Here is a 20,916-nt window from a genome sequence, read left to right on the forward strand (position 1 = left end):
TAGAAAGGTTCATCTTCAAGGTTGTTTTGGCAGGACATACTCCAATTAGACAAACCGCCTAGCCTTAAAAAAGAAACTTCTGCTCTTCAATAGATTCTGATCTGGAATAACTTACTATCAAAACCCAAACAGATACTACTGGGATGTAAAATTACGGTTGGCAATTTTCTGAGTCTACCGCTTACCAGGCATTATAGGTTAGGAGTTTTACTTGTCAGCCAATTTAGCTAATAAAAAAGGGGGTAGAACTTCTACCCCCTTTTTCTTGACTATCTGAATCCGATATGATCTAAGTAAATATCACCTGGCCAATCTGTAGCTGATTGCAACAGGAAGTCAGAGACTGTAGCAATGTCACCTAATTCAGAAATCGGGAACGTATAAGTAGTCCATTTCCCTTCTACTACTTTTACTACTTTAGCAGGTGAAGAGTAGGCCTCGTTGAAAACGACATTCAGGTTTTTATCGTTTGTACCAGATCCACCATATACTGAGAAAGTAAATTCTGAATATGCAGCGGTACTTATAGGAGTGGTTGCATGGAACCGGATTGCACCATATTGCCCGGTAGATATATAGGTCATTTTTGCAGACTTGGTACCCATTCGAGCAACGTCTGTTGCGTCCCATACCCTAGTTCCGCCAAAGCTCCAATCACCCCAGTTTGCGTGTCGCTCATCTGCAAAAAGAGCGTAGGCTATGGCTGGCAAAGGAGTAACTCCTACAATTTCGGCTTCAACATCAGGTACTACAACAACGTTTGTCTGGGTAGTTAAAGTCAATTTCCCCGTTTGAGCACCAGTAGGAACTAAAAGAATGATTTGACTTTCTGATTGAGTTAAGAAAGTAGTCACCTCGGCCCCCCCAGTAAATTTAACAGATTTCACTAAATTCAGGTTAGCTCCATTTATAGTCATGTAAGCACGCGGGCTAACAGGCGCTGGAGTTATACTGGATACAGTTGGCATTATAACCGTCAGCTTAGGTCCTTCAACTACATAACCAGAAGCTAAGGTAAACTTAGGCATACCCGTTTGCGCAGCTGTAGGGACAGTAACTTGTAATCTGGTAGCAGTTTTGTTTAAGAAGGCTGATACTTTAGTAGTCATGCCGCCAAACGTAATGTCTTGAATCAGATCTAAGTTTGTACCATTGATGGTTAAGGTACCATTAGGTGCCACAAGTTCCGGTGCATAAGAACTTACAGACGGCAACAATACATTAAAGTTGTTGGTAGCAGATGTTACTGTAAAATCATGCATGGTTTTAAACTTGAGCGCACCTGGTTTGGCCATTGCCGGCACCGCAACTACAATTTGAGTTGCCGATTGGCTAACAAAGTTTGCTTTAGCCACTGTGAAATCTCCCGGGAAGGTGATTTCTTTTATTTTATCTAAATCAGTACCGGTGATGGTAGTGTTTTGGGTATGTCTAACCGTTGTAATGTTAGAGATAACAGGTAAAATAATAGAAACCGTTTGGGTAGGCTTCACTTCCACCAATGAACCTTTTGCTATCAATGTGGGAGCACCGTTCGTAGCAGTGGTGGGTACCTTCAGAGTAATGGATGTGGCTGACTGGCTTTCAAAAGTAGTTACCTGACCGCCACCGGGGAAATTAACCTGACCTACTAAATCCAGATTAGTACCCGTAATAGTCAGTACTTCATTATGCCGAATAGAAGCGGGCGCAATACTGGTAACCTCTGGTAACGTGATCACTAACTCCTCTTCTGTCTCCAGGAAGGTAGGGTTCTCGCCGCCTCCGTAGATGATGAGGTTACCGGTTTTAGCATTTGCCGGCACCTGAAGTTCAATCTTGGTGGCTGATTGGCTGATGAACTGTTTTACAATCTCGTTGCCAAATCCCACACTATCCACCCAGGTTAACTTAGTTCCAGTAATCGTGATAGTTCCTCCTGGCCTAGCTTCTGCCGTTACATCTGTTACTGTAATTGGCACTTCAAAACTTAAGTCAGTTTTAGAGACAATGTTATCACCAGTGCTAAGTTTCAACGTAACCTTTCCTGCCATGGCCTCTTCTGGCACAGTCAATCTGATTAAAGTTGAGGTTTGCTCTATGAATTGGGCCTTTGCAACGGTAGCTCCTTGCATTTCCACAGATTCTACCTGATCAAGATTATGGCCAATGAATCTGATTTCTTCTCCATGCTTTGCTCCCGTAGGACCAAAGCTCAACAATTGCACCTGTCCACCAGCAAGTGCATTTTCATCATCGTCTCCGCAAGAGGTAAAGAAACCCAGGGACACTACAAACAAGGCAAGCAGTAGTGTTCTTATACTATAGAAGTTTTTCATATATCGTGCTTTCAGAAATTATGGATTTGGTACTACCCGTAAATTGTCCATTGCAAATTGAGCCTTGGTACCTGGGCCTACAAAGTGGAAAGAAACGGCATATCCATCTGGATTGTATTTGAATTCATTCACTCCTTTGTCGTTACTTTTGTTGTTAGCATCGTAGATTTCCTTGAAAGGAATGCTCACTGTCTGCCATTTATTTTTAGTATCCACATTAGCCGCCCATGGGTAAAAAGCTCTCTCTCTGTTTCCCGGACCACCATTACTACTAAACATCAGTTGAACACCATTATAAGATAAAGGGGCAACGGTATTCATTTCAAACTTAAGCGTATAGTTGCCAGGGTTAACAAAGGCATCTTGCGGGATGTTCTTGGTTTTTGTCTTTATAGTACCCTCTCCAACCCAAGCTTCAAACCAGGAGCCAGTACTTTCTTTATCAATGCGCAGGTATTTCCCGCTAATAGGTTGAATTTTATCTTCACTGCTTTTGATAAAGTCTTTGCCATGCCACCAGCCATCATAATCAGTATCCTCATAGTCGGCAATAATGTTGCGGTTGTCGCGGAACCAGAAACTTGACTCTCCTTCTCCAAACTTGCTCTTAATTGTAATTGGGCCGGGTTGAGCATCGGCAGGCACTCTCACCTGTATTACATTGGGTAACACATCTACAACTTCTCCTTCTACTTTAGTATCATTGGCACCAGTAAAGAAAACTTGTACTGGCTCATAGAAGAAGTTTCCTCTAATGGTTGCAATCTCGCCAGCATTTACGTACTCACTTTCCATGTAAGTTGGCATAGGATCACTGATATCTACTGCAAAGTCGTGGATTACTTCTTCTCCATTAGCAAACACAATCCGCAGCTTGTTAGTGATTTCGGAGGGAATGTCTGATGGCACCCGCGCAATGATAGAAGTATTCGTAATAAAGGTAGACTGCAATGCCGCCTGACGATCATTCATCCATAGTTCACGGGCACCCTGCAGGTTTTCACCAATAATCGCAATCATTTGCCCCTGGCCTGCCAACACAATAAGGGAATCAGAGGCTGCCGGCCGGGTAACCCGGACATAGCTAATCATGGGTTTACCGCCGTTCGGAAGATCATCATCTTCCGAACAGCTGGTGAACGTCCCTGTCATCACCAAAGCAATAACTAAGAACAGGAAATATTTTAATTGATTTTTCATACGATTCTATTCTTTTCTGATTCTAAATTTCTAACCTCCAAAATCATAATCAACGGCTGGCTGGCCCAAACTTGGCGACTGGCTAAGCTCCACGGTTGGTAATGGCATGTAGAAATTACCATCGCTTACATTAGGAGTTCTTTCCGTTACCCAAGAGGTCTTCGTAAATTTCCAGCCAGTTGGGTCAGGGAAACGATCTGCCTTAGCCAGGAATAAGGCTCTGTCTTGGTTGTTTATTATCTTATAAGCTTTTTGTGGATTGTAGTAGTGGATTCTAACTAACTCATACCAGGTTAGATTCTCCATGGCAAATTCTTTTACCCACTCCTCAAAAACCTGATCTTTAGTACCAGTTCCAGGATAATTCGAATCCATACGGATGGGACCTTGAACAGCTTGTAAACCTGCCCGCGTACGGATCTCATTAAAGTACTGTACTGCTACAGGATCAGAAGTTGATCCCGCATTCCCCATAGCTGCATCCACATAAGTCAGGTACATCTCAGCCAAACGCAGCATATAGGTATTGTGAGGATATCTTTGCTGAGCAGCCTGTCCTCCTAAATCTAATTCGTTACCAACTACATATTTCTTGATAACTGCAAAGTTGTTTTCAGCTGCATCACCCGGGTTAGGCCAGGTTAATTTCTCCTTTGCTTTTCCAGATCCATCCTTTACTGTTATTTCTGGATAATTAAATCCTGGTAGCATAAAGGTCGCTTTTAACCGTTGGTCCATGGTAAAGCCATTGGCTTGACCATCATTCGCCGGATTATTGTCATCCTGATTGGTGATCAAACCTTCATACAGACTCATCATCCACCAGGTAGCGCTATAGTTACCACCCCAGCCGTCGTTATTCACGGCTATTTCACCCATTGGATAAATCTGGGAGGCCATGGTATTGGCGGCTGCGTAGTTATCGCCAAAAACCCATTGGTTTTCAAACAAAGATTCAGCGTTATTGTCGTAAGGGTACTTAAAAAGATTCTCGTAAGGTCTAACTAAGGATTTACCGCTCATAGTAATTACGCGTTGCGCATATTCCTTCGCCTTGTCCAAGTACTCCTGATTTCTAGATCCGCCTGTTGCACCCACACCCGCCCGGGTGAGATAAGTACGGGCTAACATCCCTTCAGCAGACCATCTGGTTACTCTTCCGGGTTGCGTAGCAGCTAGAGGCAGATTATCTGCCGCAAATAAATAATCACGGGTAATGAATTCCCATACACTTGGAATGGTATTCCGAACTTTGTTTGCGTTGTTTAGATCCGCAACATTGTCTGTGATAATAGGAACTTCTCCAAACGTGGTCACCAAAATGCTGTAAGCTGTGGCACGCATAAACCGAGCCTCTCCAATAGCCTGATTTTTTGCTGCATCACTCACATCTGGCCCCGCTAACTTGTTAATGTTATAGATAGCCATATTAGACTGTGCAATAACATTATAACATGCCTGGTAAGCCCACAACGTAGATCTAGAAACACCAGTGGCTCTGAAAAACACATTGTCTCTACGCTCCGCCGGACCTTCCCATGGATAAAACAAGGTACCACCGCGGATATCGCCTATGAAATAGGAAGCCTGATCATGATAATCTTTCCAGGCAACATTGTACAGGGGAGCAGTAGCGGCTAAAACCTGGGCATCGGTCTTAAAGAAAGCGCCATCCGTAAGTGTGTCCTGTGGTGGCCTCTCTAAGAATTCGTCGTTACACCCGGTGAACATAACCAAGGCGGCAAATGCCCCAGTTAAAATATATCTATTAATCATGGTATGTGTATCTAGTGAAAATTAAAAATCAATTCCAATGTTGAAAGAGTAGATAGGAGTAATTGGGTAGCGGCCGGTGTCAACTCCAATTGGAGCATCATCGTTTCCAACATTTGGCCCTACATAAGTACCTACCTCAGGGTCATATCCTTTGTATTTCGTGAAGGTATACAGGTTCTGAACACTTACTCCCACTCTGGCTGCCTTTACAATTTTTTGCTTAGACACGAGTACATTAGGCAAATTATAGTTGAGGGAGATGTTCTTGATTCTCACAAAAGAACCATCTTCAACATATTTAGTGGTGTGACGGGCGAAGTTCTTGTTTACGTCACCGCCAGACAGACGAGGAACAGTGGTTCCCGGATTTTCCAACACCCCTTCAGCATTAACTCTGGCATAGTTCCGGGCTTCTCTGAACATATTTTGCCCAACGTTTATGTTGTTAGGATTTGAGTTACGGAAGCGGACATAGTTATACACATCATTACCAAACGTTCCAGTTAACAAGATGCTAAGATTCAACCCTTTGTAAGAAAAATCATTGGTAAAACCACCAAAGTATTTAGGCCATGGGCTACCAATCTTCGTCATATCCTGCTCGTTGATCACCATATCCCCATTCAGGTCACGGAATTTCACATCTCCTACCCAGATGCTGTTTTCTCCTACTTCAAAAGGTTTTCCCTGGCTGTCGGCAGGACGGGCACTTGCCTGCACCTCTTCTACGGTTTGGAAAATACCTTCTTCAATATACCCATAGAAAAACCAAGGGGATTCACCTACGACTGTTCTCTGTGACCAAAGAGGTTGGATGTACCAATCTGGAGCATTACGAGCGACTACACTGGTTTCAGTATAAAGCTTTGTAACCTCAGCTTTGAAGTGGGAAATGTTTAGGTTGGTTTCCCATTTGAAGCCGCCTTTGTCTATGTTAACTGTGTTAAGGGATGCACTCCAGCCTTTATTCTGAAGTGCGCCGAAGTTTACAAGCGGAGCCTGAACAGAACCATTACCAGTCGACCCCATATACCATGGCAGGGAACTTCTAACAATTACGTTGTCCGTGTTTTTAACATAGTAATCGGCTTCTAATTGAACACGATTACTTAAAAAACCTAGGTTAATACCTACGTTGTTCGTTGAAGTCTCTTCCCACTTGAAATTTGGGTTAGGGTAATTGGCTGCAAGGAAACCAGATCCCCACTCAGTTGGATATTGCTGGAGTCTTGCATAAATGTTACCACCAGAGCCTTGACTTCCAGTTAAACCGGTTTCAAACCGTAATCTTAAATCACTGATGGCAGGAATAGCAAAAAATGGTTCTTGTGAAACGCGCCAAGCCACGGATACAGAAGGGAAATATCCCCATTTATTGCCTGATCCAAAGTTAGCTGAACCATCAGCACGGAATGCACCTTGTAAAATGTAACGGTCTGCAAAATTATAGTTGATCCTACCCAAGTAAGACTCCATTCCCCAATCGCCTTGCCCACCGCCAGTTCTTTGGTTAGCATTTTGCTCACCCGCGTTGATGTCTATAATCTCATTGGTATTAAACCCGCTTCTTCCGAGAGTAGTATTTTGCCAACTAGACTCCTGCGATTCGTGCGTGGCCATTACAGTTACACTATGTTTGCCGAACTGTTTGGCATACTGCAACATTTGATTCCAGTTCCAATAGGTATTGGTTTCGTTTCTGTTATCTAAGCGGGCAATCACATTCCGCTGGTAACCAAAGCTGTACGTCGGCAAAAAGGTGGTACCAAATCCGGTTCCATAATCCGCATTGAATGACGTCCGAAATTCTAATCCTTTTGCCAAATTCACTGTGGCATTCAAACCCCCTAAAATCCGTCGTCTTACCATATCATTGGTAATGATATTTGCTAAACCAATTGGGTTAGCCGGGGTAAAACGCTCAGCCTCAGAAACGCTACCATCTGGGTTTAGTCTAGGCTCGCCCCCGCCATAGGTTCCATCTAGGTTTCTTACCGGAATGGCTGGCGATAACTGAATAGCGTTATTGATGATATCCCACTGCGTGGTAGAAATCTGTTCGTTTGTTTGGGCAAAACTTAAGTTGGCACCCAAAGTCAGCCATTTGCGGGCTTTACTATCCAAGTTTAACCTCACGGATGCACGATCAAAGCCAGAACCTACGGCCACACCTTCTTGGTCCAGGTACTCCCCTGATAGATAAAACCGGGTATTCTCACTTCCCCCACTTAGGCTCAACTGGTGTTTGTTCATGGGAGCGTTGTCAAATAATTCACGCTGCCAGTTTGTTCCTTCTCCTAGTATAGAAGGATCCAGGAAATCTTCCCGGATAGCCCCTCCGGCAAGGGCTTTGTATTCATTGTCCATTTGGGCGTATTCCCGCATATTCATTACCTCCAATTCTTTCGGAGGAGTTTGGACGCTGTTTAAAAAAGAATAATTTATTTGCAGATCACCTGCTTTACCTCTTTTTGTTGTAATCAACACTACTCCATTGGTACCCCGTGAGCCATAAATAGCAGTTGCAGAGGGCCCCTGCAAAATATCCATACTCTCAATGTCAGATGGATTTAAAGAAGCTAAGGGGTTAACACCTGAGGTAGAAGTAGCACCTTGAACCTGCACACCATCAATCACATATAAAGGCTCGTTAGAACCATTAATGGAGTTGATCCCTCTGATATTCACCGAGATACCACCGCCGGGCGCCCCTGTGTTCTGAGTTACGTACACCCCAGGTGCACGTCCCTGAATAGCTTGCTCAATAGTAGTATTTACCGTTCTTTCAATGGCTTTTGCTCCAATGGTGGTCTGAGCAGAAGGCACATCGCTGGCTCTCAACTCCCCATAACCAGTCACAACCACTTCATTCAGAGTCTGAGCATCTTCCCGGAGGCTTACATTGATGGTAGTTCTGTCGCCCACCGTTACTTCCTGCGCCACATACCCAATAAAGGTGACAACTAACACATCTGTGTTGGCTGCTTCTAAGGAGAAGTTTCCGTTGGCATCTGTAGAGGCCCCGTTAGTGGTACCTTTTACCACAACGCTCACGCCCGGCATCCCCGAGTTATCTGATGCTGCAGTCACCCTGCCGGTAATGGCCCGCCTGGGGCTTTGCGCCATGCCGTCAAAAGCCTGGACGAGGACAGCCAGGACCATGGCCACCATCATCAAAACTTTCTTAGACATCAAGACAGAACTACTCTTTTGGTAATCTTTGTCTGAGTATAAATTTTTAATCATAGGGTAAATTTGAATTAGGTAGTAAACAACATAATGGAGCAAACAAAAAACCACGCCAGATGAAACACAGGCGCACGGGCACTATCATAATCCTAATGAAAACCAGCATAAAAGCTGAACCAACACATTTTCCTGGGCCTCATAAAAAGGCAATCTTCCCAGGCCTAGCCCCTGATGCAAGAATGAAATAATGAAGGTTATTTGCCTAACTCGCCCCACCAACCAACTGCTCTTCTCTTATCCATAGGCAGCTATACAAAACTAAGGAGTTTTTAATCTTCCTTATAATACTTTCTTATCAATTATTTGATTGAAACTAGCTAAACTTCCTCTAAGTTATGCCATCGTTGGCATAACTGCTAATAAAATATGTTTTTAAAGAAATAAAAGTTTTAAGACCACTAAACTAATCATTTTTACTGATTTCACAATATGACAAGATAATTTTAAGGATTTACAGAAACCGATACTTCTGACTTTTGATCTCGACTTCACTCAGAATTGAAGAATCAGCTGCTTCTATTGCTTCATTTTGAGACAAACGAGGTAAATAGAGAAGGTCTTAACCTAGTATATTTTTAACCTCTCTTTTTACTAGTTGGAACTACAATAGAAGAGCTCTCTACTTGTTTAGACACTCACGGTGAAAAAGCACAGGAAAACAGCTAAACAAATCTTGGCAAAAGGCATTACAACAGAGTGAATTCATGTCTTAACACTTTATAAAGAAGAAGCAGGCTTTTTCATGAAGTAATTCAACTTTATTGCACCTAGTCACCTTTTACTCTTAAATCTTCACCCAAAGAGAGTTTTACAGCTACCTAGCTAGCTACTTAAGAGCTTCTAATTAGGAAAGAAGCGTGCTCAATCCCGTAAATCTCTCTTTATTTAAATTTATCAACTCTTTATCAAGAGCCAATTTCTTGCAGCAAAAACAAAATCGACGGATCATTAGACATTCCTAAGATGGTAGTGACTTTTCTTCTCAGTAAATATAGCGCATTCTCCTCAACAGGAGCACCCTTAAATGTTGCGACAGTAGGCATCAAATGTTAAAACAGACTCATTATCCTCTGAAAAATCACAGAAAAAGGCCGAAAACCTCAAAATCAATAAAAACAGGGGGTACTGTTCGGTTAAATCAAAAGAGAACTAACGTTGGGCCCAACATTCCTTAACATCTGTTCTTTTTGGAACTATTCCGGCAATAGCAAATTACAAAGTCTGCAAGGCTAAAGATAAAATGTTAATGAATTCCGAATGAACAGATTTAATTTTCACAAACTCTTTTACATAAACGCTTATTTTACGATATTTTCAACCGAGCTATAAGCTGTTTTCAGGCGCTGTATTGTAATGACACAAAAAGCTGCTATCAAGAGACTGGGCACACCATAAAATAGCACCGGAAACTATATTCTAAGACGATTTATTTGTACCTCTAGCGTTTGAAAAGGGATATCTCCATCATGTATCTCCTCTCTGTTGCGTTACTGCTATTCAGATCCTCCGCCCTTTATTCATGATATCAATGAGAAAGTACTTCCAGATTCTCCTGACCAACTGGATGATAATGCTGCTTTTTGGGTGCAGTTTTAGCAAAACACCCTCAAAACCCGTCACCATCCAGCCGAAGATCCCCGCAGAAACTGTTTCAACCCTTTTGAAGGAGGCCTCTGTTCAATACAAAGTACTTGCCAACAGATTGCCCGCGGGGCAATTCCCGAAGTCGTACCACGACCAGGAAGACAGACTGGAAACCAGCGGCTCTGACTGGTGGTGCAGTGGCTTTTACCCGGGCACGCTGCTTTACCTGTACCAAGCAACCGGAGACAAGGAACTTCAGACCGAGGCCCTTCGCATAATGACGGACTTAAAGAAAGAGCAGTACAACACCACTACCCATGACCTGGGCTTCATGATGTACTGTAGTTTCGGGAATGCAAACCAACTGGCGCCCAGACCAGAATACCGCGACATTCTGGTGAATAGCGCTAAATCCCTCGCCTCCCGCTTCAGCCCGAAGGTGGGCGCCATTAAGTCCTGGGATTCAACACCGAATGATTTTCTGGTGATCATTGACAACATGATGAACCTGGAACTGCTGTTTTGGGCAACCCGGGCTACCGGTGACTCCTCTTTCTACAAATTGGCAGTGACACACGCCAATACCACGCTCCAGCACCACTTCCGGCCCGATTACAGTTCGTATCATGTCTTGAATTACAACTCCACCACCGGAGCCGTGCAACAAAAGAAAACGGCGCAGGGCTACGCCGATGAATCAGCCTGGGCGCGGGGGCAGGCCTGGGGACTCTACGGCTATACCGTGATGTTCCGCGAAACCAAAGATCCCAAGTACTTAACTCAGGCCATGCACCTGGCAGATTTCGTCCTGCAGCACCCCAACCTGCCCGATGACAAAATTCCTTTTTGGGACTACAACGCCCCTAACATCCCCTCGGCGCTCCGAGACGCCTCCGCGGGAGCCATTAACGCATCGGCGCTGCTGGAACTGTGTCGTTACGTGCCCGCCCCTACTGCCCAGCACTATTTCAGCGCCGCTGAGACCATGCTCCAAAGCCTTTCCTCTGATACATACCGGGCGGCGCCGGGCACCAACGGCGGATTTCTCCTGAAGCACGGGGTAGGGCACCTGCCGCAAGGCTCCGAAGTAGACGTTCCCCTCACCTACGCAGATTATTACTACATAGAAGCCTTGCGCCGTTACCAGGAATTCAGGAGATAATCTGGTTACTTGGTACTTTCCGTTTATTGCCTGTATTCTGAAAACAGACCGAAAACGGACCTACCGTAGCCACTCGCGTTTTTAGCTTGTTTTCCTAAACTAGGCTTAAAAACCCATTTCAGCTTTTTGGCCTCTCCATGCACTTGCGCGCTAAGCAGAATGGGCCCTCTTCCTCCTGTTTTCGGTGATGTTTTAATTTGATAGGAACTTCTACTTCGCCCTGAAAACCAACCGCACTTCTTTTCCGGCGGGTAAACGTACCTGAGTAATTCTGGCACCCGACGCGCTCACTGGTTTCCCGCCCGAAACCAGTTGCATGTTTTTTGGGGCCTGTAGGGTGATCTCCTGTTGTTGCGGAGACTTCAAGACCACGGTCACTTCCTGTTTCGCCCAGGTGAGTTGTTGTACTTCCACGCCGCCCCGCAGGAGCAAGCCCGAGATACTGCCGGTTTCCCAGGCCTCCGGCAAGGCGGGCAGAAGCTTCACCAATCCCGGTTCTGAGTACACCAGCGCCCGCATGATCACCGAGGGATAACCGCCGCTCAGGTCCATGTTGAACAGAGAACCGGGGTTGTGGTAGGTACCCAGGCCGTTGGTCCAGTAGAAGCGCGAGAGCCAGTCAATGAGCTGCGCCGTGGTGGGCGCGTCTTCCAGATTGGCGGTCACAAACGCCAGTTGCGCCATCCCGAAGACCATCTCCCCGCCGTTTTCCTTGTAGCGGAACTTCATCTTCTCCTCCACAATCTTCCGGGCTCCGGCCAGCAGCGTGGGGTTATTTTTGAAGTCGGGGTCTACCTGGTCATAGAGGCTGTACAGGTGCGAGATGTGCCGATGCTGGTGGTTGTTCTGCAGACCGGGCCAGAGCCATTCCTTCAGGGCACCGGTCTCATCCAGCTCATAAGCGGGCATTTTGGTGAGCATCTGCTGCCATTTCTTCACCTGGCTTTTATCAGTGTTCAGTTCCTGCGCGGCCGCGATGCAGTTTCTTAGCAGCTGCTTCGCGATCATGACATCCATGGTGGCGTTTATGCTGGCCTGCGAGGCATGGTTGGCCGGGTTGTTCTCGGGCGAGTACGACGGATTGAAGACGTATTTGCCATCTGGGCCCGTTTTCAGAAAATCCTCATAAAACAGCGCTGACTCCTTCATAAACGGGTACGCCCGCTCTTTCAGAAATTTGCGGTCTCCGGTGTGCAGCCAATAGTCATAGTAGAAACTGGCGGTCCAGCCAGCGCCGCCGGTCCAGAGGCTGAGGCACCAGATAGGATCAAAATGGTTGTCCCAGCCGTGGCTGCTGGTGTGCGAGGGCACGTGAATGCCCCGCGTCCCGAACATCTTTTGGGCATTGTCGCGGTAGAACGGGAGGCGCTTGTCATGGTAATCGAAATATGCGCGCATCAACTCGGGCACGCGGCTGGTAAGCAGCGCCGAGATGGCCACTTCCACGTTGCCGTCATGGGTGAAATCGGAGGACCAGGCGGGGCTCCAGGTGCCTCCCCAGATGCCCTGCAAGTTAGGCGGATTGATGCCCGTGGCCGAGATGATGTTATAACGAGCGGCATCGAACTGCTTCTCAATAATAGCCGGGGCTACTTTGCCGCTCTTGGTTTTCAGGTTCAGGGTCTCGGTAAACAAATTAGCCTCGGCCCCGCCGCCTAAATCCAGTTTCACCCGGTTGAACAACTCGCCGTGTACGTTTTTATGGCGGTTCACCAAAGCCTGGTAATCTGCGGGAAGTGACGTCAGATGCTTTTTAAGCTGGTCTACCTGCGAGTGCGCGTAGTCAAAGTTGGCGTTGATCTTGATGAACACCAGCACTTCATCGGCGTTTTGGATGAGGAAGTCGTTGCCTTGGGTGCGGTAGGTGCCGCCTTTCACCTCTACCCGGCCCACACCTTCGTAGCCCTGTAAACTGCCGGGCCAGCGCTTTTTGTAGGCACTGCGGTAGGTGAGCCATTTGTTATCGCTGGCGCCGATGTGCACGTTCTCCACAGTTTTGTTGATCTGCTCCCACTGCGTCCATTCTACCGGGCGACGGGCAAAAGAGAGTTGGCCGTTGATTTTGGCAGTGCCTTTGATAGAGATGACGACGGCACTATCGGGGCGGGACACGAAGAGGCGGCGCTGGTACGTACCGTTGGCATCGGTCCAGGTGACGTTGGCCTCGCCGGTCTCAAAATCCACGGTACGCACGTACTTCTGCACGTTGGAGGGCTCCATCTGCAGCCGCACATCAAACGCCGGCACGTACGGGTTCGACCACAGGTGGCCGCCGTAGCCTTCTTTCATACTCTGCTCCACCGGAATTTTAGCCGCTTCTTCGCCTTTTCCTTGTAAAATTAAAGACCGGATTTCATCTAACCGGCTAGCTTGGTCAATGGGCGGCTTGGGCTCGGTGGCCGGGAGGTACAGCTGGGCCTGGTTCAGGATGAAGGTCTCGTCATGCGGATTGCCCATCACCATGGCCCCCATGGCCCCGTTGCCACTCAGCAAAGCGTGTTCCCAACTAGGGGCGGGCTGCCAACTGGCGAAACCTTTCTTAGGCTGCTGAAAAGGATCTGCCTGGGCAAACACCAGCTGATGACCAGTATAAAACAGGAGCAGAAAAGAAGAGAGAAACGGAAGAAAACGGGTCATGTTAGCGTGGTCATTCGTACCCGAAACAGGTACAGGGTTAAGGTGCCTTTTAAGGGTATTTTCCTGAAAACAGGCTTAAAAGGCACACCGTTGGAGCCGGCGATTACTTCTTCTGGTGGTTTTTGGAAAGCTGTTGGTACACCTCGTTGGCCAGAAGCGCCGCCCCGGCCTCATTGGGGTGGATGCCGTCATACGTGAGATCGGGTTTGCCCAGGAAAGCGGAGTACAGGTCAATGGTCTTCGCCTTCGTTTTGCGGGCGATTTTCTTCACCGCCGGCATCACCTCGGTGTTCACCACCTGCTGCTGGATACTGAATTTCTCCGCAAAAACCGGCACCGGCGTACAGAGAAACACCTTCGGTTTTGAGGCCAGTTTCTGAAAAGATCGTACAAACGCCTGGTAGTCGGGCTTAAACTCCTCCTTGTACACCCAGTTCTGCGGCTTGGAGTCATTGGTACCCAGCTTGATGATCACGATATCCGGGTTCCAGTTCAGGGCATCCTGGTATTTGCTCTCGTTCCAATAGGGTAGATTCCCTTTCTTCAGCAGCGTTCTGCCGCTCACCCCGAAGTTGCGGACTTCATAGGCCTCACCCAACAGCTCCTGCAGCACCATTGGGTACGTTTTCTGCAGCCCGGCCCCTTCCGTGATGCTGTTTCCCACGCAGGCCACCTTGACCCTGCTCTGCGCCGAGGCCCCAAAACAAACCAGCAGCCCGAGCAGCAGGAAGAACGTGATATGCTTTTTCATGCGGATGTTCCTTTCATCAATGATTTACAATACTCCCGTTTTAAGGCCGATTTCCTGAAAACCGCCCCAAAACAACTCATTTCACTAACCTGCCCCAGTGAACAGTAGCTTAAAGCTACCCTTTTACCGGCACAAATTTTCATCGGAAATCCTGCACGCTAACTCCTCGCTGGCGCGAGTCTCCCGACTCGTGCCTCCGGATGTGGGTAGTCTCCAGACTACCCTCGCTGCCTCGCAGCGACACCACGCATTGTTGATGTTAGTTTTTTATTCGTGGTTCCCGGCGAGTCTGGAGACTCACATCATCCCAAGTCACGAGACTTCAGTCTCGCGCCAGAGAAAGCCGCACCCGGTTGGTTATTTTAAGGCTCTTTTGCAGAAATCGGCCTTAAAACAGGTGTAGCCTTTCTGGTTACTTTTTCAGTTCAATGGTAACGGTGGCGGACTGTAGGCCTTCAGAGGTAGCGGTAAGCTTTACCTGGCCGGCTTCTTCCTGGGCCTGTAAGATAGCCAAACATAGCCCGTTGAACGCTTTCCGGTGGTTTGCCTTGAAGGATTCCATACTGGTTTGCAGCCCGTTGTCTACGCCGGCTAGGGTGGCTTTGCCGTCTATCTTGAAGTTCACCAGGTTATCGGCATTGGGTACCAGGTTTCCGGCTTGGTCCAGGATTTTCACCGTCACGAAGGACAGGTCTTTGCCATCGGCGTTGATGGCGGTACGGTCCGCTTCCAGTACGATTTTGGCGGCGGCCCCGGCGGTTTTGATCTCCCTGGTGAGGACTTCTTTGCCGTTGGCGCGGGAAACCGCCCGGATAGTACCCGGCTGGAACGGCACGCGCCATAACACGTGCAGGTCATCGCCCTGCTTTTTCCGGATGCCTTGTGAGGTGCCGTTCAGGAACAGTTCCACTTCATCGGCGTTGTTGTAATAGGCCAGCACATCCACGGTTTTGCCAGGTTGCCAGTTCCAGTGCGGGAAAAGGTGCAGCACGGGTTTGGTGGTCCACTCGCTTTGGTACATGTAATAGACATCTTTGGGGAAACCGGCCAGATCTACCACCCCGAAGTACGAGCTGCGGGCGGGCCACAGGTACGGCGTGGGTTCGCCCAGGTAATCGAAACCGGTCCAGATAAACATGCCGGAGAGGTACGGGTGCTTTTTCAGCACTTTCCAGGTTTCCTCGTGGGTGGAGCCCCAGGGCGTGCTCACGTTGTCATATGCCGAGACGGTCAGGTCTTTGTTGCCGTCATGGAAAGGAATATCCCAACGCTTGGGCCAGCGTCGGATGCTGTCGGCGGGCGTGTCATAGTGGCCGCGGGTCATTAGCGCCGAAACCGCTTCGGTGGCGATGAATTTCTGCCCGGGAAAAGCCTGCGGAAACTTCTCGAAGTCCTGATGGTGGTAGTTGAAACCTACCAGATCCAGCCCGCCGGACTTATAGATACTGTTGTGCGGGTATGGCTCATTCAGCCCCACCGTGATCGGACGCGTGGTGTCCAGATTCTTCACGATGCCCACCAGTTCCGTGGCGATGGCGGTACCCTCGGGGCCGTACTGCTCCGGAATCTCGTTCCCGATGCTCCAGACAATCACGCTGGGGTGGTTGCGGTCGCGCTTGATGAAATCCTCCAGATCGCGTTGGTGCCACTGGTCCCAGGAGTGGCTGTAGTCGAACTTGCTTTTCTCTTTCTTCCACATGTCAAAGGACTCATCCATGACCAGGAAACCCATCCGGTCGCACAGGTCCAGCAACTCCGGCGCGGGCGGGTTGTGCGAGGTCCGGATGGCGTTCACGCCCATGCCCCGCATGATCTCCAGTTGCCGCTCCAGGGCCCGCACGTTGATGGCGGCTCCCAGGGCGCCCAGGTCGTGGTGGTTGCAGACGCCCAGGATCTTCATCGGCTTGCCGTTGAGGAAAAAGCCTTTCTGCGCATCAAAGTTGAAGCTTCTGATGCCCAACGGAGTTTGGTAAGTATCCACCACTTTCCCGTCCTGCTCTATTCTGGTCACCACCGAATACAGGTGCGGCTGCTCTATGGACCACAGCTTGGGCGTAGCCACGGTGAGTTCTTGCTTTACCTCCGTCAGGGAATCTGGCAGAGTGAGGTTCTCCGAAGCGACTTTGGCTACTTCGTGGCCTTCCTGATCGTACACCAGGGTGTGCAGCACAAAAGAGCCTTGCTGCTTTTGGACGTTGGAAATGATGGTGCTCACCACCACTTTTGCGGCTTCCTGGGAAACCTGAGGAGTGGTCACGAAGGTACCGTCCTTGGCTACGTGCACCGGATTGGTTTTCACCAGCCAGACGTTCCGGTAAATGCCAGAACCCGAGTACCAGCGGGAATTGGGCTGCTGCGCGTTGTCTACTTTGACGGCCAGCACGTTCTGCTCCTGCCCGTACTTAAGGTGTGGCGTGAGTTCATAGCGGAACGAGCTATAGCCGTTGGGCCGTTTGCCCAGGTAGTGCCCGTTGATCCAAACTTCTGAGTTGGTGTACACGCCGTCAAAGTCAATGAAGAACAGCTTTCCTTTTTCGGCTTCCTCTACGGTGAAGGTTTTACGATACCAGCCAATGCCGCCCGGTAACGCGCCGCCGCCGGTGCCAGCCGGAGCTTTTTCATCGAACTTGCCTTCAATGCTCCAGTCATGTGGCAGGTTGAGTTTACGCCACTGGCGGTCATTGAAGCTGGGTTCTTGGGCGCTGGCCGGATCATCTAAAACGAAAGACCAGTTCTTGGTAAAATCGGCTCTTTGCCGCACCTGTGGTTCTTCAGTGGATTTACAGCCGCTGCTGCTTACCAGCACGGAAAATAGTACCCCTACACAGAGGAAAGAGAAAGCAGAGTAAAATCTTTTGGACATAGTAAAAGGTGACATAAGAAAAGATCTTCGGAAGATCTGGGGAAGCATTTTTGATGAAGGAACGAACGCTCTGGTTTCAGGAAAAGCGAGCCCGAAGGAAAGATGTACGATCTAGCTACCAATGTCATTTTCAGGCTGTTTTTAGGAAAACAGTCTAAAAACGGCAGGAACCACTTTAAGGCAGGTCTTTCACAGCTTCTTTCCAGAGCTCCTTCCATAAAAAATGCCAACTGGTAGCCCTACAGAGACCACCAGTTGGCCGATTTTACTTAGTTAATTGCCCAGCACATAGTGGAAAGCGAACCACTCATCTTTGGCGGTGTCATAGCTGGTCCCAAACCAGATGCCTTTGGTCTGATAATCGGTTGGGAATGCTTTGATGACCTTGAGTTTGTTGGCGGTAGGGTTCATCCAGGAAGCAGGGTTCTGGAGCAGGGTGTTCCCTACCAAGGTGATTTCATTGGTGGCCTCGTCAATGGTGAAGGTACCGGTGGTCTGCACTCCGTTCTGGAAGCGGGTGTAGTTCTGGCCCCCAAAGCGATCGAACCGAATCCAGGAATTGGCAACCGCTTCGTCCCAGGTGTTATTCCAGCCCCAATCACGGGAGGCAGCGTGGCCGGTTGTCCAGCCGATGCCGGCTTTCACCCAGTCTATCGGGTTGCCGGTGGCGTCCAGTTTCCAGACGCGGCCGGAAGACGGTCCGCCGGTGAGCATGTTCAGGAGTTCGCCCGCTTTAAAGGTTGGGTTGAATCCTTCATCCGGAGGCTGCGGCCCCTGATCTACCGGCACATAATTGTCGGCGTATTCTTTGGAGATATAATTCCAGACGTACAGGTAATCGCCCTCGTTATTGGTTCTGCGCACGCCAATCTGCATGGATGTCTCGGTTAGCGACAAGACCACCAGATTGCTGTTCCAGTTCGTGGCGTTGCCGATGAAGCTAGGCGACCGCAGGATGGTGCCTCCGTTGGTGCTGATGGTGTGGTTAATGGCATCAAAGGAATAGGTGCCGGTCTCGTCTTTGCCTTCCCCTACTTTGTGCGTCTTGAAGAAAGGACCGCCTTTCAAACTGAAGGTCATGGTACTGGCCATGTCGGCTTCCGGGATAATCCAGGAGTTGTCTTTGTAGCTCGGGGCCCATCCTAACTTCGCGGTACCGTCTTTCATGTTTTCCCACTTGGTGAGTGGCTCATAATAATAGAGCGGTCCGTCAAAAACGCCATGTTTCCCGTAGTCCAGGATCCAGGTTTTCTCCTGGCCCACCCCGCCGGTCAAATACGTCCAGAGCGGGTCGTTCACGTACTCAAAATTGTCTTCGGTGACCTGAATGGTAATGGGGGCCGCGTCTACCACCCCGCCGCCGGTCAGAGCGGAGAACTTGATCACGTACTCGCCTTTGAAGGCAAACTGAACGGTATCTACCGTGCGGGTAGATTTGCCGGTGCCGTAATCCCACATAGACACAGTCTCCGGCGTTTCATTGATGAGGATGACGGTGTTCCCGCCCGGATCTATGGACCGGTCTTGAATCACTTTGTACTTCAGCTCTGACTGGTCAAGCATTCTGCCCAATTCCTGGTCATCGTCCTGACACGCCGTGCTCCACAGCAACGGCACCAGGAACAGGTAATAGAGTAATTTTATGTTTTTCATCTGGTTCTGTTTTTAGTGGTAAAAGGAAAGCCGATGGGGTTGGTAGTTTTCACCTGTTTTGGGTAAAATGGCCCCAAAGCCCACCTAGGCCCTGTGTTATCCTATCCAATTTTCTAGCCGATTACCAACCGGGGTTTTGCTTGAGCGTTCCGCCGGACAACGTGATCTGGTTGTAAGGAATCTGCTGCAGGCCTTTGGTTTGCACAACCTTATCCGCGGCAATGGTTTTGGAGACTGCGGTCCCGCCATTCTCCACGGTCGTGGTCTCGGCAATGGCCGCCGCCGCTACGTTGATGCCTTGGCGCAGCAAATCAAAATACCGGATGCCTTCGCCGGCAAACTCCAGACGACGCTCGTTCATGATAGAGGCCTGCGATACCGCCAGCGGTGTGAACTTATCTTTGTAAGCCCGTCTGCGCACTTTGTCAAAATAGGCCTGCGCGTTAGGGCTGCCCAGTTCCGCGGCCGTCAGCAACACATCGGCGTACCGGATGGAGACGTAGTCCTGGAACTGCCCGATCATGAAGTTAGTACCGCCTTGTTTCACGGGTAGGCTGTTTCCTTCTTCATCCACCATGGGGCTGTATTTCTTGATGTAGTAGCCGGTGTACTCGCGTTGCTTGCCTTTGTTTTGGAAGTCAATTTTCTCGTCGGCAATGGAGATAATGGAAGCTACTTTGCGGGTGTCATCGCCGCTGAAGGCATTCCATAATTTAGGGTTCACCGTGGCTCCGCCCCAGCCGTTGCCGTACGGATAGCTGGCCTGCTCCCGCATCCCGATCATCACCATCCAGTGGTTTCCGTCGGTGTTGCCGTTGTAGTTACTGGTGAAGGTGTACTTGACAGCGAACACGGTTTCCTTGTTGTCTTCGCCGGCGTAATTCTTCACCGAGGCGACTGGCCACAGCTTGGCGAAATCATCCAACAGGTCAAAACCGCCATTGGCGATCACATCTTCCACAGCTGCCAAAGCCTGTGACTTGTCTACCTCCCCTACCAGGTCACTCTTGCCGTAGTAGCCGGTGTAGTACAGGAAAGCCCGGGCGGTGAGCGCTTCGGCGGCCCATTTGGTTACCCGCCCATAGGTGGCGGGGTTTTGGGCGGCATAAGTGGTGTTAGGCAGATTAGCTGCGGCAAATTTCAAATCCTGAGCGATCACCTTGTATACCTCGTCTGGGTTGGCTTGCGCGATATTCTCCGCCGAAGGCTCCGTCAACAACGGGATATTCCCCCACAGCCGCACCATGTCAAAATACAGATAAGCGCGCAGGAAGCGGGTTTCGGCCTCGTAGGTAGCTTTCAGGTTGGCTTGGGTACCCCAGTCTATGCCCTCCAATTTACTCAGGAGCACGTTGCAGCGGTATACGGCGGCATAGTACGCTCTCCAATTTGCCTCAAATAAGTTACGGTCCGCGGGAGAACGATTGGGATCAAACTCATCCACGGCCTGGTAGTTAAACCCATCGCCGTTGCCAGCCCCCCCGAAAGAATTGTCTGACAAGACCTCGGCGGCCACCGGTAAACTGATGCCATCTGCCCAGACGCGTTGCAGCCCATCATAACAGCCCACCAGTGCTTTGAAGGCATCTTCTGGAGTGCTGTAAGAGTTGCTTTCGGTTTGGAGGGTGATGGGTTCTGTCTCTAAGAAGTCATTGCAGGCGCCCAGGGAAAGGAGACCAAACGCCAGGGCTATTGTTTTTATGCTTTTCATGTTTTTCAAGGC

10 protein-coding genes are annotated in these 20,916 nt (G+C 49.0%); 1 reads left to right on the top strand and 9 read right to left on the bottom strand.

Annotation, left to right across the window (positions count from 1 at the left end; genetic code table 11):
- Nucleotides 1-269: 269 nt before the first annotated feature.
- From H7U12_RS09435 to H7U12_RS09450, 4 genes are read right to left on the bottom strand one after another with little or no spacing between them, the layout of a single operon-like run.
- A complete protein-coding gene (locus H7U12_RS09435; protein ID WP_186636555.1) occupies nucleotides 270-2,318 on the bottom strand; it encodes a hypothetical protein in 2,049 nt (682 codons plus the stop codon).
- 18 nt (nucleotides 2,319-2,336) lie between these two features.
- On the bottom strand, nucleotides 2,337-3,518 hold the full coding sequence (locus H7U12_RS09440; RefSeq protein WP_186636557.1) for a glycan-binding surface protein: 1,182 nt from the start codon (nucleotides 3,516-3,518) through the stop codon (nucleotides 2,337-2,339).
- A gap of 30 nt (nucleotides 3,519-3,548) precedes the next feature.
- On the bottom strand, nucleotides 3,549-5,294 hold the full coding sequence (locus H7U12_RS09445; protein ID WP_186636562.1) for a RagB/SusD family nutrient uptake outer membrane protein: 1,746 nt from the start codon (nucleotides 5,292-5,294) through the stop codon (nucleotides 3,549-3,551).
- A gap of 21 nt (nucleotides 5,295-5,315) precedes the next feature.
- The gene (locus H7U12_RS09450) at nucleotides 5,316-8,540 is read right to left on the bottom strand and encodes a SusC/RagA family TonB-linked outer membrane protein (RefSeq protein WP_241749274.1); all 3,225 of its coding nucleotides are present in this window, start codon (nucleotides 8,538-8,540) and stop codon (nucleotides 5,316-5,318) included.
- Nucleotides 8,541-10,062: 1,522 nt separating this feature from the next.
- On the opposite strand from H7U12_RS09450, the gene H7U12_RS09455 reads away from it, so the two are divergent.
- The gene (locus H7U12_RS09455; RefSeq protein WP_241749276.1) at nucleotides 10,063-11,289 is read left to right on the top strand and encodes a glycoside hydrolase family 88 protein; all 1,227 of its coding nucleotides are present in this window, start codon (nucleotides 10,063-10,065) and stop codon (nucleotides 11,287-11,289) included.
- A gap of 210 nt (nucleotides 11,290-11,499) precedes the next feature.
- Here the strand turns inward: H7U12_RS09455 and H7U12_RS09460 are convergent, their stop codons facing one another.
- From H7U12_RS09460 to H7U12_RS09480, 5 genes are all read right to left on the bottom strand, one after another.
- Entirely contained in the window at nucleotides 11,500-13,926 is a 2,427-nt protein-coding gene (locus H7U12_RS09460) for a glycosyl hydrolase family 95 catalytic domain-containing protein (protein WP_186636564.1), read from the bottom strand.
- Nucleotides 13,927-14,029: 103 nt separating this feature from the next.
- Nucleotides 14,030-14,677: a GDSL-type esterase/lipase family protein gene (locus H7U12_RS09465; protein WP_186636568.1), complete on the bottom strand. Its 648-nt coding sequence runs from the start codon at nucleotides 14,675-14,677 to the stop codon at nucleotides 14,030-14,032.
- Nucleotides 14,678-15,089: 412 nt separating this feature from the next.
- Nucleotides 15,090-17,540: a beta-galactosidase GalB gene (gene galB / locus H7U12_RS09470; RefSeq protein ID WP_186636569.1), complete on the bottom strand. Its 2,451-nt coding sequence runs from the start codon at nucleotides 17,538-17,540 to the stop codon at nucleotides 15,090-15,092.
- 273 nt (nucleotides 17,541-17,813) lie between these two features.
- Nucleotides 17,814-19,193 carry a hypothetical protein gene (locus tag H7U12_RS09475; RefSeq protein ID WP_186636571.1) on the bottom strand — a complete coding sequence of 460 codons (1,380 nt, stop codon included), beginning with the start codon at nucleotides 19,191-19,193 and terminating at the stop codon, nucleotides 17,814-17,816.
- Between the two features lie 121 nt (nucleotides 19,194-19,314).
- Complete coding sequence (locus H7U12_RS09480) at nucleotides 19,315-20,904, bottom strand: RagB/SusD family nutrient uptake outer membrane protein (protein WP_186636574.1); 1,590 nt, start codon at nucleotides 20,902-20,904, stop codon at nucleotides 19,315-19,317.
- Nucleotides 20,905-20,916 lie beyond the last annotated feature (12 nt).

This window comes from Rufibacter sediminis (assembly GCF_014269285.1).
Taxonomy (GTDB): Bacteria; Bacteroidota; Bacteroidia; order Cytophagales; family Hymenobacteraceae; genus Nibribacter; species Nibribacter sediminis.